Origin of the sequence: Hyphomicrobium zavarzinii ATCC 27496 (assembly GCF_000383415.1) — a bacterium.
Classification (GTDB): Bacteria; Pseudomonadota; Alphaproteobacteria; order Rhizobiales; family Hyphomicrobiaceae; genus Hyphomicrobium_C; species Hyphomicrobium_C zavarzinii.
Genome location: NZ_KB911262.1, coordinates 116,838 through 134,184, shown reverse-complemented (window position 1 = coordinate 134,184; position 17,347 = coordinate 116,838). Strand labels below are relative to the sequence as shown.

Sequence of the window (17,347 nt, the reverse complement as noted above, 5' to 3'; positions counted from 1 at the left end):
GCCGCCCTCGCACGCCCCATCTTTAGAATTATTCTAGCAAATAAGCCAGGCGTCCCTAATTGTCTAGCCCTGGCATCGGGGATTTCACAAGGAACCTGATCAAATCCGGGCGCGATCTATCGGCGCGGGCCGCTGCTTCAAGCCAGGGCCACGATATCCTCGAAATCGAGGTTGCCGGGAACCACGGTGATGGGGATCGGAAACGATCCGGCCGCCGTGCCTGCTGCCAGCGTCGACACCAGCGGCCCTGGCCCCTTGGGATCTGTCGATGCCCCCAGCACGAGGATGGAAACATCCTCGTCTTCGGCGATGGTCTTCATGATCTCCTCGCCCTTGAGGCCTTCGCGCACCAGCTCCTCGCAGACGATGTTCTCGAACCCCACCTGGTGCAGCTTCCGGCGAAACAGGCGGAACAGCGCCCGCGCTTTCACCGTCTCCTCCTCGATCTGCACCTGCCGCACGCCCGCCCAATGCTGGAAGTCCTGCGGCTCGATCACGTACAGCATGAGGATCTGCCCGGATGATCGCACGACGCGCGCCGCCGCATAATAGAGTGCGCGCTCCACCTCCGGGCTGTCGTCAACGACGAGCAGGAACTTCCGGGTGTGGCCAGCCTCGAAGGAGCGGCGTTTGCGATATGCGGGCGTCATGGACGCGATGCTGCCATGCGATTCCGGACTTCACAACAGGCGCGTGGGCCGGACACCTTGGAGCACAAGCAGTCCTGATGCAGATGTCTGGACCCCGACCTGCGTGTGGGGACGTCGAGTCTGAGGCAGGCGGATAACAAACATGCCGTCACCCATCGGAGGCCGGGGTCCGGATACGTCGGAGCCACACATCGCATGAGGGGCAATGGCGCCCCCTGCCCGCCGCCGCCTACGACCGGATGAAGCCGACGATGTCCTTCACCTCGTTCATGACCGGCGTCGCGATCGCGCGCGCCCGCTGCGAGCCGTCCGCCAGCACGCGGTCGATCTCCGCCGGATCGTTCATGAGCCGCACGATCTCTGCGCGGATCGGGCCGAGTTTTTCCGTCGCGATCTCGGTCAAGGCCCGTTTGAAGCCGGTAAAGATGCTCGGCCCCTCGCCCGAGGTCTTCTGCAGAAGCTCGAGCCCCGCCTCCTTGGTCACGCCCGCCAGCGCGGCGTAGATGCCGACCAGATTGTCGATCTCCGGACGCGCACCGAGTTCTTCGAGATTGGCGGGAGGCGTCGGAACCATGTCCGTCTTCGCCCGCTTGATCTTGTCGGCAATCGCGTCCACCTCGTCCATGAGGTTGATGCGCGAAAGATCGGAAGGATCCGACTTCGACATCTTCTTCGTGCCGTCGCGCAGGCTCATCACGCGCGTCGCCGGTCCCATGATCACAGGCTCCGGCTGCGGGAAGAACACGCCATCCGCGTAGCCCTTGGCCTCGATCGAGGGACGGAAATCGCTGTTGAACTTCTGCGCGATGTCGCGGGCGAGCTCGAGATGCTGCTTCTGGTCCTCACCCACGGGCACGTGCGTCGCGCGATAGGCGAGAATGTCGGCCGCCATGAGGTTCGGATAGGCATAGAGGCCGACGGACGCGTTCTCGCGATCCTTGCCCGCCTTCTCCTTGAACTGCGTCATGCGGTTGAGCCAGCCGAGCCGCGCCACGCAATTGAAGATCCAGGCCAGCTCCGCGTGCTCCGGCACCTGGCTCTGGTTGAACAGGATGCTCTTCTTGGGATCGAGGCCCGAGGCGATATAGGCGGCGGTCACCTGCCGGATCGCGCGCGTGAGCTCGGCCGGGTCCTGCCAGACGGTGATGGCGTGCAGATCCACCACGCAGTAGATGCACTCGTGCGTCTTCTGCATCTCGATCCACTGCACCATGGCGCCCAGATAGTTGCCGAGATGCAGGCTGCCCGTGGGCTGCATGCCCGAGAAAACGCGCTCTTTGAGTTCCATAATCCCTCGTCCGTCCGGCCAAGACCTCGCGTCGGCCCGGCCGGGGTTATGACGCGCCGGAATGGGATGCGCAAGCCTCGCGGCCGCCCGGCTCAGCCCCGCCGGGAGATCTTCCGCAATTGCCGGAGATTGAGGGTCCCGGTCACCAGAATGACGGCAGCATAAACCACGAGCCCGATGCCGATCAGCGCCGTGAGCGCCATCACGTGCACCACGAATCCGCGATCCGGCGCGAAGTAGGTGCCGAGATAGTGCGCCGCACCGATCAGCGCCGCCCCCATCACCACACTTGACAGCACGATCATCGCGAACGCCCGCGCCATGCGCCGGTCGAGTGTGAAATGCCCTCGCTTGACGAGCGTGGTCCACAACAGCCCCGCGTTGAGCCATCCGCCCAGTGTCGTCGCTACCGCGATGCCGAGGTGCGGGAGATAGCCGAGGCGCCGGAACAGGAAGAACAGCGCAATCGAACCCACCGTGTTGGCGATCAGGCTGATGGCTGCGTAGCGCATCGGCGTCCTGGTATCCTCGCGGGCGAAATAAGCGGGCGAGAACACCTTGATCATCACGAACGCCGGCAAGCCCAGCGCGAACACCGAGAGCACAGCAGAAGTCTGCGCCGTGTCCGTTGCCGTGAACGCGCCGCGCTCGAACAGCACCTTGATGATGGGCACCGGAACGAGCGCGAGCGCGAGCGCGGCAGGCACCGTCAGCAGCATCGCGAATTCGAGCGAGCGGTTCTGGCTGTCGAGCACGGCTTCGTGGTTGCCCGCCCTGAGTTGCCGCGACACATCCGGAAGCAGCACCACGCCGATCGCAATGCCGACGATCGCGAGCGGCAGCTCATAGAGCCGGTCCGCATAATAGAGCTGCGAGACGGCGCCCGGTTGCTGCGAGGCGATCACCGTGCCGATCATGATGTTGAGCTGCGTCACGCCCCCCGCGATCACGCCCGGGATGCCAAGCGTGATGAGCCGCCTCATGCGATCCGTCATGCGCGGACGGCGCAGCTTGAGCGTGAAATTGTTGCGCCTGAGCCCGCTGATCAGCAGCCAGAGTTGCAGCACACCCGCGACAAACACACCGACCGCCTGCACCACGCCACCGCCTGGCTCGTTGTGATAGCCCATCGCGAAACCGATGAAGATGGCGGCGGCCAGCGTGACGTTGAGAACGATCGAAACCGACGAGCTCTCCACGAACTTTCCGAACGTGTTGAGCACGCCTGAGAACAGCGCGACGAGCGACATGCAGAGGAGATAGGGAAACGTGATCTGCGTAAGCAGCACCGCGAGATCGAACTTCTCCGGCGTCTCGCTGAACCCCGGCGCGAGCAGATACATGAGCCAAGGCATGGTGAGGATCGCGACCACCGAGAGCGCGACCAGCACCGCGAACAGTCCACTCATCGCCTCCTCGGCAAACGAGCGCGCGGCCTCCTTGCCGTTCAGCTCCAGCTCTTTCGCGAACAGGGGAATGAACGCCGAGTTGAAAGCCCCCTCGCCGAACAGGCGCCGAAAGAGATTCGGAAAGCGGAACGCCACGTTGAACGCGTCCGCGACCCAACCTGCACCGAACGCCCAAGCAAAGAGAATGTCGCGCACGAACCCCAGCACGCGGCTGACGAGCGTCAGGCCGCCGACGGTGGCAAAGGCGCGATAGAGCTTCATGACTTCCCCCGGGGAACGCGCCCACCCATAATGCGCTTGCGGAAAAGTGGAAACCGGTTTTCCGGCCGGGGACGGCCCAGCCGGCGCACCTGATTGCTACTCGCGGCCGTGCGCAGAATATGAATTACGATTTTATGCCAAAGCCTTGCTGGCGATTCTACAGGGGCGGGGCAGCCCCGCCTCCGAGGGACGACACGAAGAAGCTCGCCCCCATCAGAAAGACGAGCGCCGATCCGATGAGCCCGGCCCCCGTTGCAACCGCGCCGGCGAGCCGGCTTTCCCCGCCGCCTGCCATCCGCTTCGCGAGTTCCCGCGAGCCGACCGCAAGCGACGCCAGAACCGACACCGTGATCGCCGTTCCGAAGGCCATGGCGAACGCGGAGAAAATGCCCGCGATCAAAAGCCCCTGGCTGAGCGCGAAGATCATCACCAGGATGGCGCCCGTGCACGGCCTGATGCCGACTGAGAACGCGATGGCGAGCGCCTTGGTCCACGGGAGCGAACCCTGAAGCTGGGACGGATCGGGAATGTGCGCATGATCGCAGCACGAGCCGTCCGCCGCGTGGTTGTGCCCCTCGTGCGCATGGTGGTCGTGCTCGTGCGCGTGGCCATGGCTGTGAGCATGGCTTGCGCCGTGGTTGTGGTCATGGTCGTGCCCGCACCCACAGCTTCCATGGGCATGTTCGTGCGCATGAGCATGAGGCTGCGCGTGATCGTGATGATGAGAAGCGGTCGCAACGGCAGCCGCGCTCCGGCGCCTGAGCAACGCGCCGAGCTGCCCCCAGAGCAGCCACGCGCCGATCAGCGCGACAAATCCCCAGCTCACGGTCTCGATCCACTTCTCGGCTGCATTGATCTCGAGGCTCGTCGCACGCAAGGCGATAGCCAGCACGCCCACGATGGCGATGGCAGACAACGCCTGAATGAAGGCCGACAGGAACGAGAGCATGATGCCGCGCCGCACCGTCTTCTCGTTGGCGAGCACGTAGGACGAGATCACCGCCTTGCCGTGACCCGGCCCCGCCGCATGTAGCACACCGTAGGCGAAACTCAGGAATGCCAGCAGAAGCGTGGCATGCAGTGCATTGCCCGTCTTCATCTGGCGCACGGCCCCCGCGAGCTCGCGGTTGAGCCTCTGTTGCTGCGTAAGCACGTAAGACCACACGTCGCCGAGAAAGCTGCGCTCCACCTTCTGCGCCGGAACGCTCGTGGATTGGCCAGGCGCGAGCGGAACGCCGAACGGCGACTTCTTCGTCTCGCCTTCCTGGGCGTGCGCCGAAACGGCGACGACGAGGCAAAGCAGCAGCGCGCCGAGCGCGGAGAAAAGACGTGTCATGATTTCTTGCAGCCCAGCGTCACGGTTTTCGCGTAACCCATTCCCATGCCGGCGTTGGCATCGCCTGCCGTAAGCTGACCGCCGAACGACTCGTTCAACGACTGAAGCTGCTCCAACTCGTTCTGCGGAATGCCGACATTGGCCGAGCAGCCCGCAGGCGCGCCTGCGCTGAGCTTCACCGGATCATCTTTGCCGAAATCGAATGCGATGAAGAACGATTCATCGAAGACGGAGAAATTGAAATCCTTGGCGTCCGCGAGCACCGGCTGCTCGAACGGCAATATGAAATGCAGCGAGAGAAGCCCGTCCTTGTATTCGAGATGATAGTCGGTGGGATCCTTCGCCTTGACCGGCGCCGCGCCGAGCTTTGCCACCGTGAAGTAATTGAATTCCTTCAACCCATCGATGTTCACCTTGGCGAGTTCCGCCAGCTCCTCGCGAGAGTACTGCCCGTCGCCGTTCGCATCGAGGCCCTGGATCGCCATGGCCGTATACATGTCGTCGAAGGTCCACTTGTGCTGAAGGCCGGTGATCGACCCGCCCTCGTAGATGACGGTCGTCTCGACCGTGACCCAAACATGTGGATGCGCCGCCGCTGGCCTTGCCGCCATGACGAAAGCCAGCCCCAGCGCCAGGGTTAGGCTCCCTATCGCCGACATCCTTGCTCGCACGCTTCCCTCCTCGCTTCGCCCAGTCCCGGCACCGATGCCCGAGTTCGCCCCCAGTCTAGCACACGTCGCAGGGCATCCCGATTTGCCGGGGGACATCCGGCCACACCGCCCCGAATCACCGGGATTTGCGTCCCGTGACGGGCATTTCTGCGGCTCGCGAGCCCAACCTCAAATTGGAGCAGAACGAAGGCACGGCGGCCTTTGTTGCGCCCGAATGGATGTTATAGTATCCGTAAATAAAGATCGGAGATCACCCATGCCCCGCACACGGCCCGCCTCATGCATGTATGTCCGCAATCGCGCTGTCATCGCTGCCGCGGCCACCGCAATCGCGGCCACTGCGAGCCCGGCATGGGCTGAGCTCAAGGTGACCGTCACCATCAAGCCGGTCCACGCGTTGGTGGCCCAGGTCATGGAAGGCGTCGGAACCCCGTCCCTGCTCGTCCAAGGCGCCGCGTCTCCGCACACCTACGCCTTGAAGCCGTCGGACGCCAAGGCGCTGAACAAGGCCGACGTCTTCTTCCGTGTCTCGGAAAGCGTCGAGCCCTTCACGCGCAAGATCGTGGCCGCTCTGCCGAAGTCGGTGCACACGGTCACGCTCGCCGATGCCCCAGGCATCGAGCTTCTCGACGTTCGCACGGGCGACACCTTCGAAAAGCACGATCACGCCCATGAGCACGGCCACGAAGACCACGACGACGATCACGACAAGCACGCCAAGGCCGGTCACGACCACCACGAAAAGGCTGGCGAGGCTCATGACGATCACGATGATCACGAGCACGAAACCCGCGACGGCCACGTCTGGCTCGATCCTCAGAATGCCCGCAAGATGATCACCGAGATCGCGCGTGTACTTTCCGAAGCCTCCCCCGCCGACGCGGACAAGTTCAAAGCGAACGCCGAGCGCGCGAGCGAAGCCCTCGACACGCTGCAAGCCGAGATCGCCAGCGAGCTGGAGCCCATCAAAGGCAAGCCCTACGTCGTCTTCCACGACGCCTATCAGTATTTCGAGCGCCGCTTCGGGCTCACCGCAGTAGGCTCGATCACCGTGAACCCCGAAGCCCAGCCCTCCGCCAAGCGCTTGACGGAAATTCGCAAGAAACTGACGGACCTTTCGGCAAGCTGTGTGTTCGCCGAGCCCCAGTTCCAGCCGAAGCTGTTGGCGGCCGTCACGGAGAACACCAAGGCCCACACCGGCACGCTCGATCCCGAAGGCGCGCTAGTCGAGCCGGGCCCCGGCGCCTACGCCACGCTGCTCAAGAACCTGGCATCGGGCCTCAAATCCTGCCTCTCACAGGGAAGATGACGGCATCGCAGCCACGTGGTTGGACAAGACAGCCGACAAATGAAAAGGGCGGCCACAGATGTGAGCCGCCCTTTCGAGTCTGATCGGCGTATCCGCCCGCGCTAAAGCGGTGGATGCCGGGATTACTCCACCTTCGTATGCGAGGTCCGCGAGACGGCGCCGCCAACCTGGCGGGTCTCCATGCCCTCTTCCGGACGCACCGGGTTTGCTTCGTCGTCAGGATAGATGAAGAAGCCGGTCTTCGGAGCGCTCGCAACCGAGCGCGTCTTCTTCGTCACCTTCACCGGTTCAGCCACGGCCGGAGCCTGCTCGACGTCGGCCGACGCCACGCCCGCACCCGTCTGGAAGCGATTCCACGTCACCACCACCTTCGTGCCGGTCGGAATCTTCGGGTAGAGGTCGAGCACGTCCTCGTTGAACATGCGGATGCAGCCCTTCGACACGTTCTGACCGATGGTCCAGGGCGCGTCCGTGCCGTGAATACGATAGGTGCTGGAGCCCAGATAGAGAGCGCGCACGCCGAGCGGGTTCATCGGATGGCCGCCGGGCACCCAGCTCGGAAGCCGGGGATTCTCGCGCAGCATCTCGGGCGTCGGACGCCAATCGGGATTCTCACGCTTCATCGACACCACGGTGGTGCCCTGCCAACGGCTCTGCTCGCGCGGAACGGCGATCGGATAGCTCGTCGCCTGGCCTTCCTTGGTGATGTGGTAGAGACGGCGATCGCCGAAGCTGACGATGATCTGGCCGGCCTTATACTGCGGGTCGAACTTGACGACCTGGCGCTTGCCGCCACCGTACTCGGGCTCGCCACCCCACAGGAACTCGATCAGGCCCTGCGCGTTGGCGGCACCCGGCGCTCCCGCCAGCACGGCCGCCGCGGCCACTGCTGCCAGAATTCCACCGACCTTTGCCTTCAACACCGACATTTACAAAACTCCCGCTGTCATAAGCTGCAAGGGTCGAAACCGGTTCCCTCGAAAAGGTCCCGCCCCATCGCCGGCATGTTGCGCCAGTTTGATGAAGGCCCCGTATAAACCAGTCCTAAAATTGGTGGCAGAGCACCACAGTCACACCACGGTCATCTTCCGTCAATTCCGGCACACTTGCCGCTCGACCGGTGCCCGAGTGCAACGCATGCCGATTTGCAAGGCAAATCGGCAGGTTGAGTGCCTCTACAGCTTGACAACCTGCCGCATTTTGATGAGAACAAAAAAAGAACAAAATCGACCCGCATAACTCTCCTCATGAGCGCGTACCGATCCCCTCGGGTGCTCGTGCGGTGAAGTGGCGTAACGGCCGGGTAGGCTGGCGTACCGGGCCTGCCGGGTCGGCGTAAGTTCAATCATGTGGTGTGTATTAACGCGTATTAACAACTTTAAGTTGCGTTAGTTGTGTGGTGTTGCGTTGTGTTCTTCGCCCGTCGCCGTGCCCTCACCCGGCGGCTGAAGCGAAGCAGTTTTCCCCGTGCCTGCGATCTTGTGGCGCCAGCCCGCGTTCAGTGTGCGTCTCGTTTCCTGGCCTGGCCCAGCGGCCGGAATGGAGCCCCCGCCATTCCGGCCGTCTTTTTTTTCGCAGTCTCGCTCCGTCAGCGTGACGCCGGCTCCGTCGGCTTGAGCCCGTCCGCCCCCATGAAAACTGCGAGAACGCGCATGGGAGCAACCCCGGTATTGCGGCCGTTGTGCGCAACGCCGATCGCCTCCAGAACCGCCTCACCCGCGCGGTACACCCGAACGCCCTTCTCCCCGTAGTCGACCTCGAGCTCGCCTTCGAGCACATAGCCAAGCACCGGCATTCCGTGTGTATGCCAGCCGGTCTCCTGTCCGGGCGCGAGTGTCACCACCGCCGCCGTCACTTTGGCCGGCGCGCCCGCTGGATAAGCGATCCGTTCCCCCACTACGGTCTCGCCGGAGGAAAGAAGTGGCACGGCAGGAGGCGGCACATCGCGTGCACGCAACGCATCCACCCACACCAGCGCAACGGCCACAGTGCAGAAGAGGCTGATTGCCACCCTCTCGCGAATACGAAGGTTTCCAAGCATGTCTTCACCCCTATAGAACGGTATCGAGATCCTGCCGCTGGAACCGATGACAGAAGACGCGCACGCGTCTCTCGCGCGGGCCCGGCGAGCAAGCACAACACACCATGCCGGAGTTTCCCGATGCTCTGCCGACGCCGCAAGGGACGATCATGACCGGCATTGCCCGCACGCCGCTCCGGCGAATCTCTGCTACCAGCTCCAGATCGCTCGATGCTTTCCGGCTCGCCGTTTACGCCCTGCTGCTGCTCGCCTGCTTGTCCCCGCATGACGTCCTGCGCGCAGAGCCGGTCGCAATCCCTCGCCCGCAGCTTGAGCCGGAAGCCGACACGGGCCGCGAGGAAAAACGCCTCGCCGTAGCGAAGAAGCATCTGATCACGACCGCCAACGCCCACGCCTCGGAGGCGGGCCGCGAGATGCTGCGCAAAGGCGGCTCCGCCACCGACGCCGCGATCGCGGCCCAGTTGGTCCTCGGCCTTGTCGAGCCTCAGTCATCGGGTCTCGGCGGCGGCGCTTTCCTGCTTCATTGGGACCAAGCCGAAAAGAAGCTCGCCACCTATGACGGCCGCGAGACCGCACCCGCTGCCGCCAAGCCAGACCGCTTCATGGTGGCTGGCAAGCCGATGGAATATGACCGCGCCGTACACTCGGGCCTCAGCGTAGGCACGCCGGGGCTCGTCCGCCTGCTGGAGCACGCCCATAAACGCCACGGAAGGTTGCCGTGGCCGGTGCTGTTCGAGCCTGCCATGAAGCTCGCGCGCGAAGGCTTCGAGGTTTCGAGCCGGCTCTACTTCATGCTGCGCTGGTTCGGCCCCTCCGGGCTCTCTCCCGCCGCGCGGCGCTACTTCTTCGACGAGACCGGAAGCGCGCGCCCCATCGGACAACGCCTCACCAATCCCGCCTATGCCGCCACGCTCGAAGCAATCGCCAAAGGAGGCGCCGACGCCTTCTACACGGGGCCGGTCGCCGAGGAGATCGTCGCAGCCGTAAAGAACGCCCACACTGCCGCAGGCGATCTGACCCTTGATGATCTCGCAGGCTACAAAATCGTCGAACGGCCCCCGCTCTGCGTGGATTACCGGAGCCACCGCGTCTGCGGCATGGCGCCCCCATCGTCCGGCACCATGGCCGTCGCCCAGTCTCTGAAGCTGATCGAGCGCTTCGATGTGGGGAGCACGCCCAAAGACGCCCTACGCACGGACGTGCTGCATCTCATCGTCGAGGCCGAGCGCCTCGCCTATGCCGATCGCGACCGCTACCTCGCCGATCCGGCCTTCGCGCCGGTCCCGAAAGGGCTGCTCGATCCGGCCTATCTCGCCGCCCGAAGCGCACTGATAGATCCGGCGCAAGCCATGACGCTGGTGGAGCCCGGCCTCCCGCCGGACGCCGACAAGCGCGCATTCGGCATCGACGCCACAAATGAAAGCAACGGCACGAGCCACCTCTCTGTCATCGACGCGGACGGCAACACCGTTTCGCTTACGACGACCATCGAAGGCGCCTTCGGATCCGGCGTGTTCGCCGGCGGCTTCCTGCTCAACAACCAGTTGACGGATTTCTCCTTCCGCCCCGTGGACGAGACCGGCCGCCCGGTCGCAAACCGGGTCGAAGGCGGCAAGCGCCCGCGCAGCACCATGGCCCCCACCATCGTCTTCGACGAAAAGGGTGACGTGTTCGCCACGCTCGGATCGCCCGGCGGCAGCCGCATCATTCTATATGTGATGAAAGCGCTCGTCGGCCTGCTCGACTGGCAGCTCGACGCCCAGGCCGCCCTCGACCTGCCGAACTTCGGCAGCACCGGCGACACCGTGGAGCTGGAATACGGCTGGTCGACGATCTGGCGTGCCCTCGTGCTCAAGAGCTACGGTCATGCGATTGCGCCGGACCTGATGAACTCGGGGCTGCATGCGATCGTGAGACGCAATGGCGTGCTCGAAGGCGGAGCCGATCCGCGCCGCGAAGGAATTGCCCTTGGAGATTGACACCCCCTCGCCCCATGCGAACACGCCGCTCGCCATCTCGGTAGTCGGAGCCGGCATCATGGGCCTGTGGCAAGCCCTCACGCTTGCCCGGCGCGGCCATCGCGTGCGCCTCCTCGAGAGAAGCCCCACGCCGTTCACCGAAAGTGCGAGCCGCTACGCAGGCGCCATGCTCGCGCCCGGATGCGAAAGCGAAACCGCGCCCGAGCTGCGGACACTCGGCCCGCGCGGTCTCGCGCTCTGGCGCGAGATCTATCCGGACCTCGTCAACGCCGGCAGCCTGGTCGTCGCCGCGGCCCGCGATCACACGGAGCTTGCCCGCTTCGAGAAGGCGACGGAGCCGCCCCGGACACTCGACGCAACCGGCATCGCCGCGCTTGAGCCGGACCTGGCTGGCCGCTTCGCGAAGGGCTTCTACTTTCCCGACGAAGCGCACATGGAGACGCCGCGTGCGCTGGCCTTTCTGCTGGACGCCATCCGCGCGGCGGGGGTTGCCATCGAGTTCGGAGTCTGGCGGATGCCCTCCGACAACGTGGACGTTCTGATCGATTGCCGCGGCATGGATGCTGCACCCGACCTGCCGACACTACGCGGCGTGCGCGGCGAGCGCCTTCTGATCAAGTCGGACGAGATCCGCCTGTCGCGCCCAGTGCGCCTTCTGCATCCCCGCCATCCGCTCTACGTGGTTCCCTGGAGCGGCGGCCATTTCCTGGTCGGCGCCACCGTCATCGAAAGCCAGGACATGGGACCGATCACGGTCCGCTCGGCGCTCGAACTGCTGGGCGCCGCTTACACACTTCATCCGGCTTTCGGCGAGGCCGAGATCGTGGATACGGGTGCCGGCATCCGCCCCGCCTTCCCCGACAACATGCCTCACGCGGAAATCCGCGACGGCGGACAGCGGATTTTGGTCAACGGGGCCTTCCGCCATGGCTTCCTTCTGGCGCCTGTGCTGGCGGAGGCCGTGGCCGGCCATCTCGCCCAAGGATCGCCTCATCCGCTGCTGCGCACCTGACGCGTCATCGTGGCCGCATAAACCATTCCGCTTAACCGCAGCCTTGGCGCCGAAGCCGCAATATGTCTATGGTCGCACCATGTCGAACGATACCAACACCCCGCCGGGCTCGGATAACACCACGAGCTTCGGCTTCCGAGCGGTTCGCGAAAGCGAGCGGCAGGGCCTCGTCAACGCCGTATTCTCGTCCGTGGCCTCGCGCTACGACCTGATGAACGACCTCATGTCGGGCGGCCTGCACCGGCTCTGGAAGACGGAGTTCGTCTCCATGATCGGCGCCCCGCGCGGTGATCGTCCATTCCGGCTCCTGGATGTTGCGGGCGGCACCGGCGACATCGCCATCCGCTATGCCGAAAGCTCGGGCCCGAACGCCACTGCGGTGCTGTCGGATATCAGCCCGCAGATGCTGGAGGAGGGCCGCACCAAGGTCGCCGCCAAAGGGCTCGGCGAGCGCATTCGCCTCACGCAGGGGAACGCCGAGGCGCTTCCCTTCCCCGATGGCACGTTCGACGCCTACACCATCGCCTTCGGCATCCGGAACGTCACCCACATCGACGTGGCGCTGAAGGAAGCCTATCGCGTCCTCAAGATCGGCGGACGGTTTCTGTGCCTCGAATTCTCGGAGTGCCAGGTGCCGATCCTGGACCGCCTCTACGACTTCCACTCCTTCGAGGTGATCCCGCGCCTCGGACAGATCGCAGCCGGCTCGGCCGAGCCCTATCGCTATCTCGTGGAAAGCATCCGCCGCTTCCCCAACCAGGAGAAGTTCGCGGGCATGATCCGTGAGGCTGGCTTCGAGCGCGTCTCCGTCCGCAACCTGACGGGCGGCATCGCAGCCATCCATTCCGGCTGGAAGATCTGAGGCCCGCGCCTCACGCTATTCGAAACAAAAAACGCTTCGGACGAGGTGCCCGAAGCATTTTTTATCTCTCCGAAGAACGAGCGTTTTACTCGCCGCGATCCACCCGGCGCGAGAACTCCGTCTGCCCTCCGGAAGACAGAATGCGCGCCTGCTCGATCCAGCCCTCGCGCTCGATGCGCCCTTTGAAGTCGAGCAATTGGCTGATGCGATCGATGTCCGCTCCAGTCCAGTTGGCGACCTGCTCGTAGGTGCTGATCCCGAGCGAGTTGAGCTTCTTCTCGATCAGCACGCCGATGCCGCGGATCCGCTTGAGATCGTCCACCTCGCCTGAGGAAACGCCAAGCGAGCTCCCGCCGTCGCCGCGCAACGCTTCCGAACGCACGGACCGCAACGCGGAATAGCCTTCCCCGCGCGGAGCATCCGGCACAGTGTCATCGGGCTCGGCGGCAGCAGCCGGTTCCTCCTCCACGAACGCGACCGTCTCGGGAAGCGGCTCGGGCTCGGGCTCTACCAGAGGCTCGACCGGCTCCGCGATCGGCGCGCGCTCGGCAGCGCTGTGCCCTGTCAGGAAACGGGCCTGCTCGACCCAGCCTTCGCGGCCGATACGGCCCGGAGTTCCGAGCAACGTCTCGAAATGCGCGACGTCCGCGCTCGTCCAGGCAGCGATCGCCGCAAGCGTGGCGACACCGTTGGCACGCAGCAGCGCTTCGGAATCGGGATCGATGCCGATGATGCGATGCAGCCGTTCGCCGTCTACGGGCGCGGCGACATCGACCGGCTCGCCTTCCGCGTGGCCGCGCGAATAATCCGCCTCATCGCCTCCAGCCAGAATCCGCGCCTGCTCGACCCAGTTCTCTTCCTCGATACGGCCCTGGATACCAAGGCTCTGGCTGATGCGATTGACGTCCGACGGCGTCCACGCCGCGATATCCGCGAAGCTCAGGACGCCAAGCCGGGCCAGGCGCTCCTTGAGGTCGGTATCGATCGCGCGAATACGCGTGAAGTCGTCGACCGGCTCGCTTGCAACGAACGGCTCAGGCTCACGCGCGGAGGCTTCGGCCAGCGCTGCTGCTTCGGCTTCTTCGGCGGCTTTGGCCTCTTCCTCGGCGGCCTTTGCGGCGGCGGCTTCTTCCTCGGCCCTGGCAGCGGCGGCGGCGGCCGCAGCAGCCGCGGCCGCAACCGCAATCTCCGTGTAGGTCGGACCCGAAGGCGGCGTCGGCAAAGAGGGCGGCGGTGCGGGAGGCTCGGGGAGCGGCTCCGGCGCGGGAGGAGCGGCGGCGACAGGCGCCGGCGGCGGCGCGACAGGCTCGACAACAGGCGCCGGCGGAGTAGCCGCGACAGGCGCGGGGGGTGGGGGCACAGGCTCCGCGACGGCCGGAACCGGCTGGACGGCGGGCGGCGGCGGAGCGGGCTGCGGCTGAACCTCGACGACCGGCTGCCCGGCGGTCTGGAACACGGGCGGAACCGAAGGAGCATGTCCTCCGGCCAGCGCACGTCCGAACCGGTCCATTTCCATCGGCTTGGCCGGCGGCACAACTGGAGCGCTCGGCTGGGAAACGCTGGTGAGGCTGGAGGCGGTCGCAACCTCCTCCGCCACATCCTCATCGCGCCTGCCGGAGAAAGCGCGCCGGATAAGGCAAGCGAGCGAGGCGCCGAGCAGGAAGGCTCCCAGCAACAGCAGGAATGTCTGCACGAGCAAAATCGTCATTCGCACCAACTCCTTTTCAAAGACAGCACCTCAGCGCGATCCCGAGCCCGCGTTCCCACGGGGCCCGCCTGCGCGCTTCTAGGTTCAGTCTTCGACGCGTCCACAGCTGATCCACCCCACGACGAGACCGATGGCGAATGCCGCGACCAGATACCAAAACAGTTTGATCACCAGGTATTCCATCTCGCCGTCCCCCAGCTTCGTCCCCACGGGCTCAATTCGTAAAAGCCCGGAATTCAATACGCCTGTTGCGTGCCATGCCTTCCGGCGTGTCGTTGGAAGCCACCGGCCGCTCGGCACCGTAGCCGACGGCCGAAAGCCTGTCCTCAGACACGCCCGCATGAATGAGGCTCTTCATCACCGCGCGCGCGCGCCGCTCCGAAAGCCTCTGGTTCCGGTCAGGCTCACCCTCGGAATCCGTATGCCCCTCCACCTCGATGCGCGCCCCCGGGCACGCCTTCACGATCTCCGCAAGGCGCGCGATGGTGAGAGAGCTCTTCGGATCGATATCGGCCTTCGCACGCTCGAACAGGATCACGCCTTCGGCAGCGGCCGTCGCCAGGCGCTTTTCGCAAGCCTGCGTCTCCGCGGTCGTCTTGCGCTGTTTCGCCTTGGCCTCCCGCTCCGCCTTCTGCCGTTCGGCATCGGCTTTCGCCTCGGCCTCCATATCGGCCTCTTGCTTGGCTTTTTGCGCGGCGGCGGCCTCAGCGTCCCGCTTCGCCGCGAGGGCCGCGGCAGCTTCGGCTTCTTCCTTGGCCTTCCGTGCGGCGGCCGCGGCCTCCGCTTCCTGCTGCGCCTTCAGTGCGGCAGCCGCCTCGGCCTCTTCCTTCGCCTTCTGTGCAGCCGCCGCAGCTTCTGCATCCTGCTGTGCCTTCAGCGCCGCAGCCGCCTCCGCCTCCTTGGCATTCCGAGCGGCGGCAGCTTCGGCTTCCTGCTGGGCCTTCAATGCCGCAGCGGCTTCGGCCTCTTCCTGCGCCTTTTGCGCGGCAGCGGCGTCATCGGTTTCCTGCTGCGCCTTCAAAGCGGCGGCAGCCTCAGCCTCGGCCTCCTTGGCGGTCTGCGCAGCAGCGGCGGCGTCCGCGTCCTGTTTCGCCTTCAGCGCCGCGGCAGCCTCGGCTTCTTCCTTGGCCTTCTCCGCAGCAGCCGCAGCCTCCGCTTCCTGCTGTACCTTCAACGCCGCAGCCGCCTCGGCTTCTTCCTTCGCCTTCTGCGCAGCGGCCTCAGCTTCCGCTTCCTGCTGCGCCTTCAAAGCGGCAGCCGCGTCGGCCTCGTCCTTCGCCTTCTGCGCGGCGGCAGCGGCTTCAGCCTCGAGCTTTGCCTTTCGCGCAGTAGCTTCCGCCGCATCCGGCGACGCAGCTTGCGGGCCGATGGCTACAGGCGGCGGCAACGGCGTTCCCGCGAGATCTGTTTTCAACTGAACGGTTCGGATGCCCCAAACGGAGCGCACGGCGTCGAGCGCGGCCTTCGGCTCGCCGTCCTTCTTCGCCCGCCCCGTGATGGTGGCGTCGCGGCCATTCATGGAGACTTTCGCCCAGGGCTGACCCGCAGCCCGCAACGCCTCGATCGCGCGCTCCGAAAGCTCCGCTTCCACGTGAGGGCGCTCGCGGTAGTAGGTCCCCCAGCTCAGCATAGCGATCGGAATGAGACCCCAAAGCCAACGCGAAGGATTACACCTCATTCCCGCCCAAAGCTCCCCTTTGACCGGCAGAGACGGATACGCCATCTCCCGGCTCGGCCCCCCGGCCAACCTCGTCGCGCTGCACTATAGACAAGCCTTCCGGCGTTTCCAAGTTGCACAGAAACCCGAGCGGGCAAGACTAACCTGCTCAAATTTCAGCCGGCTCCGGCTTCGACTAAAGGCGCGATCTTAAGCATAATCCATTGAGTTGAGGGCACGATGACGGCATCTTGGGTGCCTACGTGCACAGCATTTGACCTTTGTTGGCCTTTTCCTCTTGCAAACGCGCTACACCCAGCCTCAAGTGTCACGAAACTGGCAGCCAGATGGGATTGCCCGCGTTGACTGAATCGAGAGCGCACAGTGCGGCCCGAGACGTCGCACGGCACTGCGAAGGATTCCTGCGATGACGGTCAGATTCTTGATCGTCGACGATCATCCCCTCTTTCGCGAGGCTCTTCAGCTCGCGATCGAGTCCGCCTACCCGGAAGCTGAGATCGTCGAAGCCTCATCTATTCCCGCGGCCCTCGAGGCGCTCGGCAGCGAACAGCCGTTCGATCTGCTCCTTCTCGACCTCACGATGCCTGGAACGCGCGGATTCGACGGTCTGATCGAGCTGCGCGCGGCCCGCCCGAAACAACCCATTCTCGTTGTCTCCGCCCACGAGGACGCACGCATCGTGCATGAGGCGATGACGTGCGGGGCGGCAGGCTACATTTCGAAGTCCGTCAAGAAGCGGGATCTGGCCGAGGCGATCCAGGACGTGATGGCCGGCCTCGTGGTTCTGCCCAAGGGCTACGCACCGCCCCACCAGGAGGGCGGCGCCTCACGCGAATCCGATCTTGCCGCTCGTGTTGCCTCCCTCACCCGCCAGCAGCTTCGCGTGTTGCAGATGGTCCGCCAGGGAATGCTCAACAAGCAGATCGCCCACGAGCTCGGCGTCGGCGAGACCACGATCAAGGCCCACGTGTCGGAGATCATGCGCAAGCTCAACGTGGTCTCGCGCACGCAGGCCGTCATCGAGGTTGCCCGCCTCGACTACGACGCCATTCTCGGAGGCGCGGCTGCCAAGGAGAACGACAAGACCGCGACGGGCTCCTGAGCGGGACTTGAGGCGCGAGCAGAACGTGAGGCGGGCGCCGC

The 17,347-nt window shown here is 65.0% G+C and carries 15 protein-coding genes; 5 read left to right on the top strand and 10 right to left on the bottom strand.

Features of this window, described 5'->3' with window-relative positions:
* Positions 1-137: 137 nt before the first annotated feature.
* From F812_RS0119285 to F812_RS24740, 5 genes are all read right to left on the bottom strand, one after another.
* Complete coding sequence (locus tag F812_RS0119285) at positions 138-650, bottom strand: universal stress protein (RefSeq protein WP_020087621.1); 513 nt, start codon at positions 648-650, stop codon at positions 138-140.
* 229 nt (positions 651-879) lie between these two features.
* Positions 880-1,938, bottom strand: a complete 1,059-nt coding sequence (gene trpS / locus F812_RS0119280) for a tryptophan--tRNA ligase (RefSeq protein ID WP_020087620.1) — start codon at positions 1,936-1,938, stop codon at positions 880-882.
* Between the two features lie 92 nt (positions 1,939-2,030).
* A complete protein-coding gene (gene murJ, locus F812_RS0119275) occupies positions 2,031-3,608 on the bottom strand; it encodes a murein biosynthesis integral membrane protein MurJ (protein ID WP_020087619.1) in 1,578 nt (525 codons plus the stop codon).
* Between the two features lie 157 nt (positions 3,609-3,765).
* Positions 3,766-4,944, bottom strand: a complete 1,179-nt coding sequence (locus F812_RS24745) for a nickel/cobalt transporter (protein ID WP_020087618.1) — start codon at positions 4,942-4,944, stop codon at positions 3,766-3,768.
* Positions 4,941-5,603 carry a DUF1007 family protein gene (locus F812_RS24740; protein WP_051113882.1) on the bottom strand — a complete coding sequence of 221 codons (663 nt, stop codon included), beginning with the start codon at positions 5,601-5,603 and terminating at the stop codon, positions 4,941-4,943. The genes F812_RS24745 and F812_RS24740 overlap by 4 nt, the downstream gene beginning before the upstream one ends.
* 268 nt (positions 5,604-5,871) lie before the next feature.
* Between F812_RS24740 and znuA the strand changes: the two genes are divergently transcribed.
* Positions 5,872-6,924, top strand: a complete 1,053-nt coding sequence (gene znuA / locus F812_RS0119260) for a zinc ABC transporter substrate-binding protein ZnuA (RefSeq protein WP_245257716.1) — start codon at positions 5,872-5,874, stop codon at positions 6,922-6,924.
* Between the two features lie 122 nt (positions 6,925-7,046).
* Here znuA and F812_RS24735 read toward each other — a convergent pair whose 3' ends face one another.
* Both F812_RS24735 and F812_RS0119250 read right to left on the bottom strand, forming a co-directional pair.
* Entirely contained in the window at positions 7,047-7,853 is an 807-nt protein-coding gene (locus F812_RS24735) for a L,D-transpeptidase (RefSeq protein ID WP_020087615.1), read from the bottom strand.
* Between the two features lie 659 nt (positions 7,854-8,512).
* Complete coding sequence (locus F812_RS0119250; RefSeq protein WP_020087614.1) at positions 8,513-8,965, bottom strand: cupin domain-containing protein; 453 nt, start codon at positions 8,963-8,965, stop codon at positions 8,513-8,515.
* Positions 8,966-9,069: 104 nt separating this feature from the next.
* On the opposite strand from F812_RS0119250, the gene ggt reads away from it, so the two are divergent.
* The 3 genes from ggt (at position 9,070) to ubiE (ending at position 12,818) form a co-directional block, all read left to right on the top strand.
* Positions 9,070-10,944 carry a gamma-glutamyltransferase gene (ggt, locus tag F812_RS0119245; RefSeq protein ID WP_020087613.1) on the top strand — a complete coding sequence of 625 codons (1,875 nt, stop codon included), beginning with the start codon at positions 9,070-9,072 and terminating at the stop codon, positions 10,942-10,944.
* Positions 10,934-11,956 (top strand): FAD-dependent oxidoreductase, encoded by a 1,023-nt coding sequence (locus F812_RS0119240; protein ID WP_245257715.1) that lies wholly within the window; start codon positions 10,934-10,936, stop codon positions 11,954-11,956. Before ggt ends, F812_RS0119240 begins: the two co-directional genes overlap by 11 nt.
* 79 nt (positions 11,957-12,035) lie before the next feature.
* Positions 12,036-12,818: a bifunctional demethylmenaquinone methyltransferase/2-methoxy-6-polyprenyl-1,4-benzoquinol methylase UbiE gene (gene ubiE, locus F812_RS0119235; RefSeq protein ID WP_020087611.1), complete on the top strand. Its 783-nt coding sequence runs from the start codon at positions 12,036-12,038 to the stop codon at positions 12,816-12,818.
* An 85-nt stretch (positions 12,819-12,903) separates the two neighbouring features.
* On the opposite strand, the gene F812_RS25760 is transcribed toward ubiE, so the two are convergent.
* The 3 genes from F812_RS25760 to F812_RS27185 form a co-directional block, all read right to left on the bottom strand.
* Positions 12,904-14,526, bottom strand: coding sequence for a hypothetical protein (locus F812_RS25760; RefSeq protein ID WP_020087610.1), 1,623 nt, complete (start codon positions 14,524-14,526; stop codon positions 12,904-12,906).
* An 84-nt stretch (positions 14,527-14,610) separates the two neighbouring features.
* On the bottom strand, positions 14,611-14,736 hold the full coding sequence (locus tag F812_RS27190) for a hypothetical protein (protein WP_271030182.1): 126 nt from the start codon (positions 14,734-14,736) through the stop codon (positions 14,611-14,613).
* A 4-nt stretch (positions 14,737-14,740) separates the two neighbouring features.
* Complete coding sequence (locus F812_RS27185; protein ID WP_156827552.1) at positions 14,741-16,249, bottom strand: OmpA family protein; 1,509 nt, start codon at positions 16,247-16,249, stop codon at positions 14,741-14,743.
* Between the two features lie 361 nt (positions 16,250-16,610).
* Between F812_RS27185 and F812_RS0119215 the strand changes: the two genes are divergently transcribed.
* Positions 16,611-17,306, top strand: coding sequence for a response regulator (locus tag F812_RS0119215; RefSeq protein WP_020087607.1), 696 nt, complete (start codon positions 16,611-16,613; stop codon positions 17,304-17,306).
* Positions 17,307-17,347: the final 41 nt, after the last annotated feature.

Coding starts and splice junctions, on each gene's coding strand:
- F812_RS24745 (WP_020087618.1), bottom strand. CDS start 4,944: ATGACACGTCTTTTCTCCGCGCTCGGCGCGCTGCTGCTTTGCCTCGTC.
- trpS (WP_020087620.1), bottom strand. CDS start 1,938: ATGGAACTCAAAGAGCGCGTTTTCTCGGGCATGCAGCCCACGGGCAGC.
- ubiE (WP_020087611.1), top strand. CDS start 12,036: ATGTCGAACGATACCAACACCCCGCCGGGCTCGGATAACACCACGAGC.
- F812_RS24735 (WP_020087615.1), bottom strand. CDS start 7,853: ATGTCGGTGTTGAAGGCAAAGGTCGGTGGAATTCTGGCAGCAGTGGCC.
- murJ (WP_020087619.1), bottom strand. CDS start 3,608: ATGAAGCTCTATCGCGCCTTTGCCACCGTCGGCGGCCTGACGCTCGTC.
- F812_RS27185 (WP_156827552.1), bottom strand. CDS start 16,249: ATGGCGTATCCGTCTCTGCCGGTCAAAGGGGAGCTTTGGGCGGGAATG.
- F812_RS0119250 (WP_020087614.1), bottom strand. CDS start 8,965: ATGCTTGGAAACCTTCGTATTCGCGAGAGGGTGGCAATCAGCCTCTTC.
- F812_RS24740 (WP_051113882.1), bottom strand. CDS start 5,603: ATGTCGGCGATAGGGAGCCTAACCCTGGCGCTGGGGCTGGCTTTCGTC.
- F812_RS0119285 (WP_020087621.1), bottom strand. CDS start 650: ATGACGCCCGCATATCGCAAACGCCGCTCCTTCGAGGCTGGCCACACC.
- F812_RS0119215 (WP_020087607.1), top strand. CDS start 16,611: ATGACGGTCAGATTCTTGATCGTCGACGATCATCCCCTCTTTCGCGAG.
- ggt (WP_020087613.1), top strand. CDS start 9,070: ATGCCGGAGTTTCCCGATGCTCTGCCGACGCCGCAAGGGACGATCATG.
- F812_RS25760 (WP_020087610.1), bottom strand. CDS start 14,526: ATGACGATTTTGCTCGTGCAGACATTCCTGCTGTTGCTGGGAGCCTTC.
- znuA (WP_245257716.1), top strand. CDS start 5,872: ATGCCCCGCACACGGCCCGCCTCATGCATGTATGTCCGCAATCGCGCT.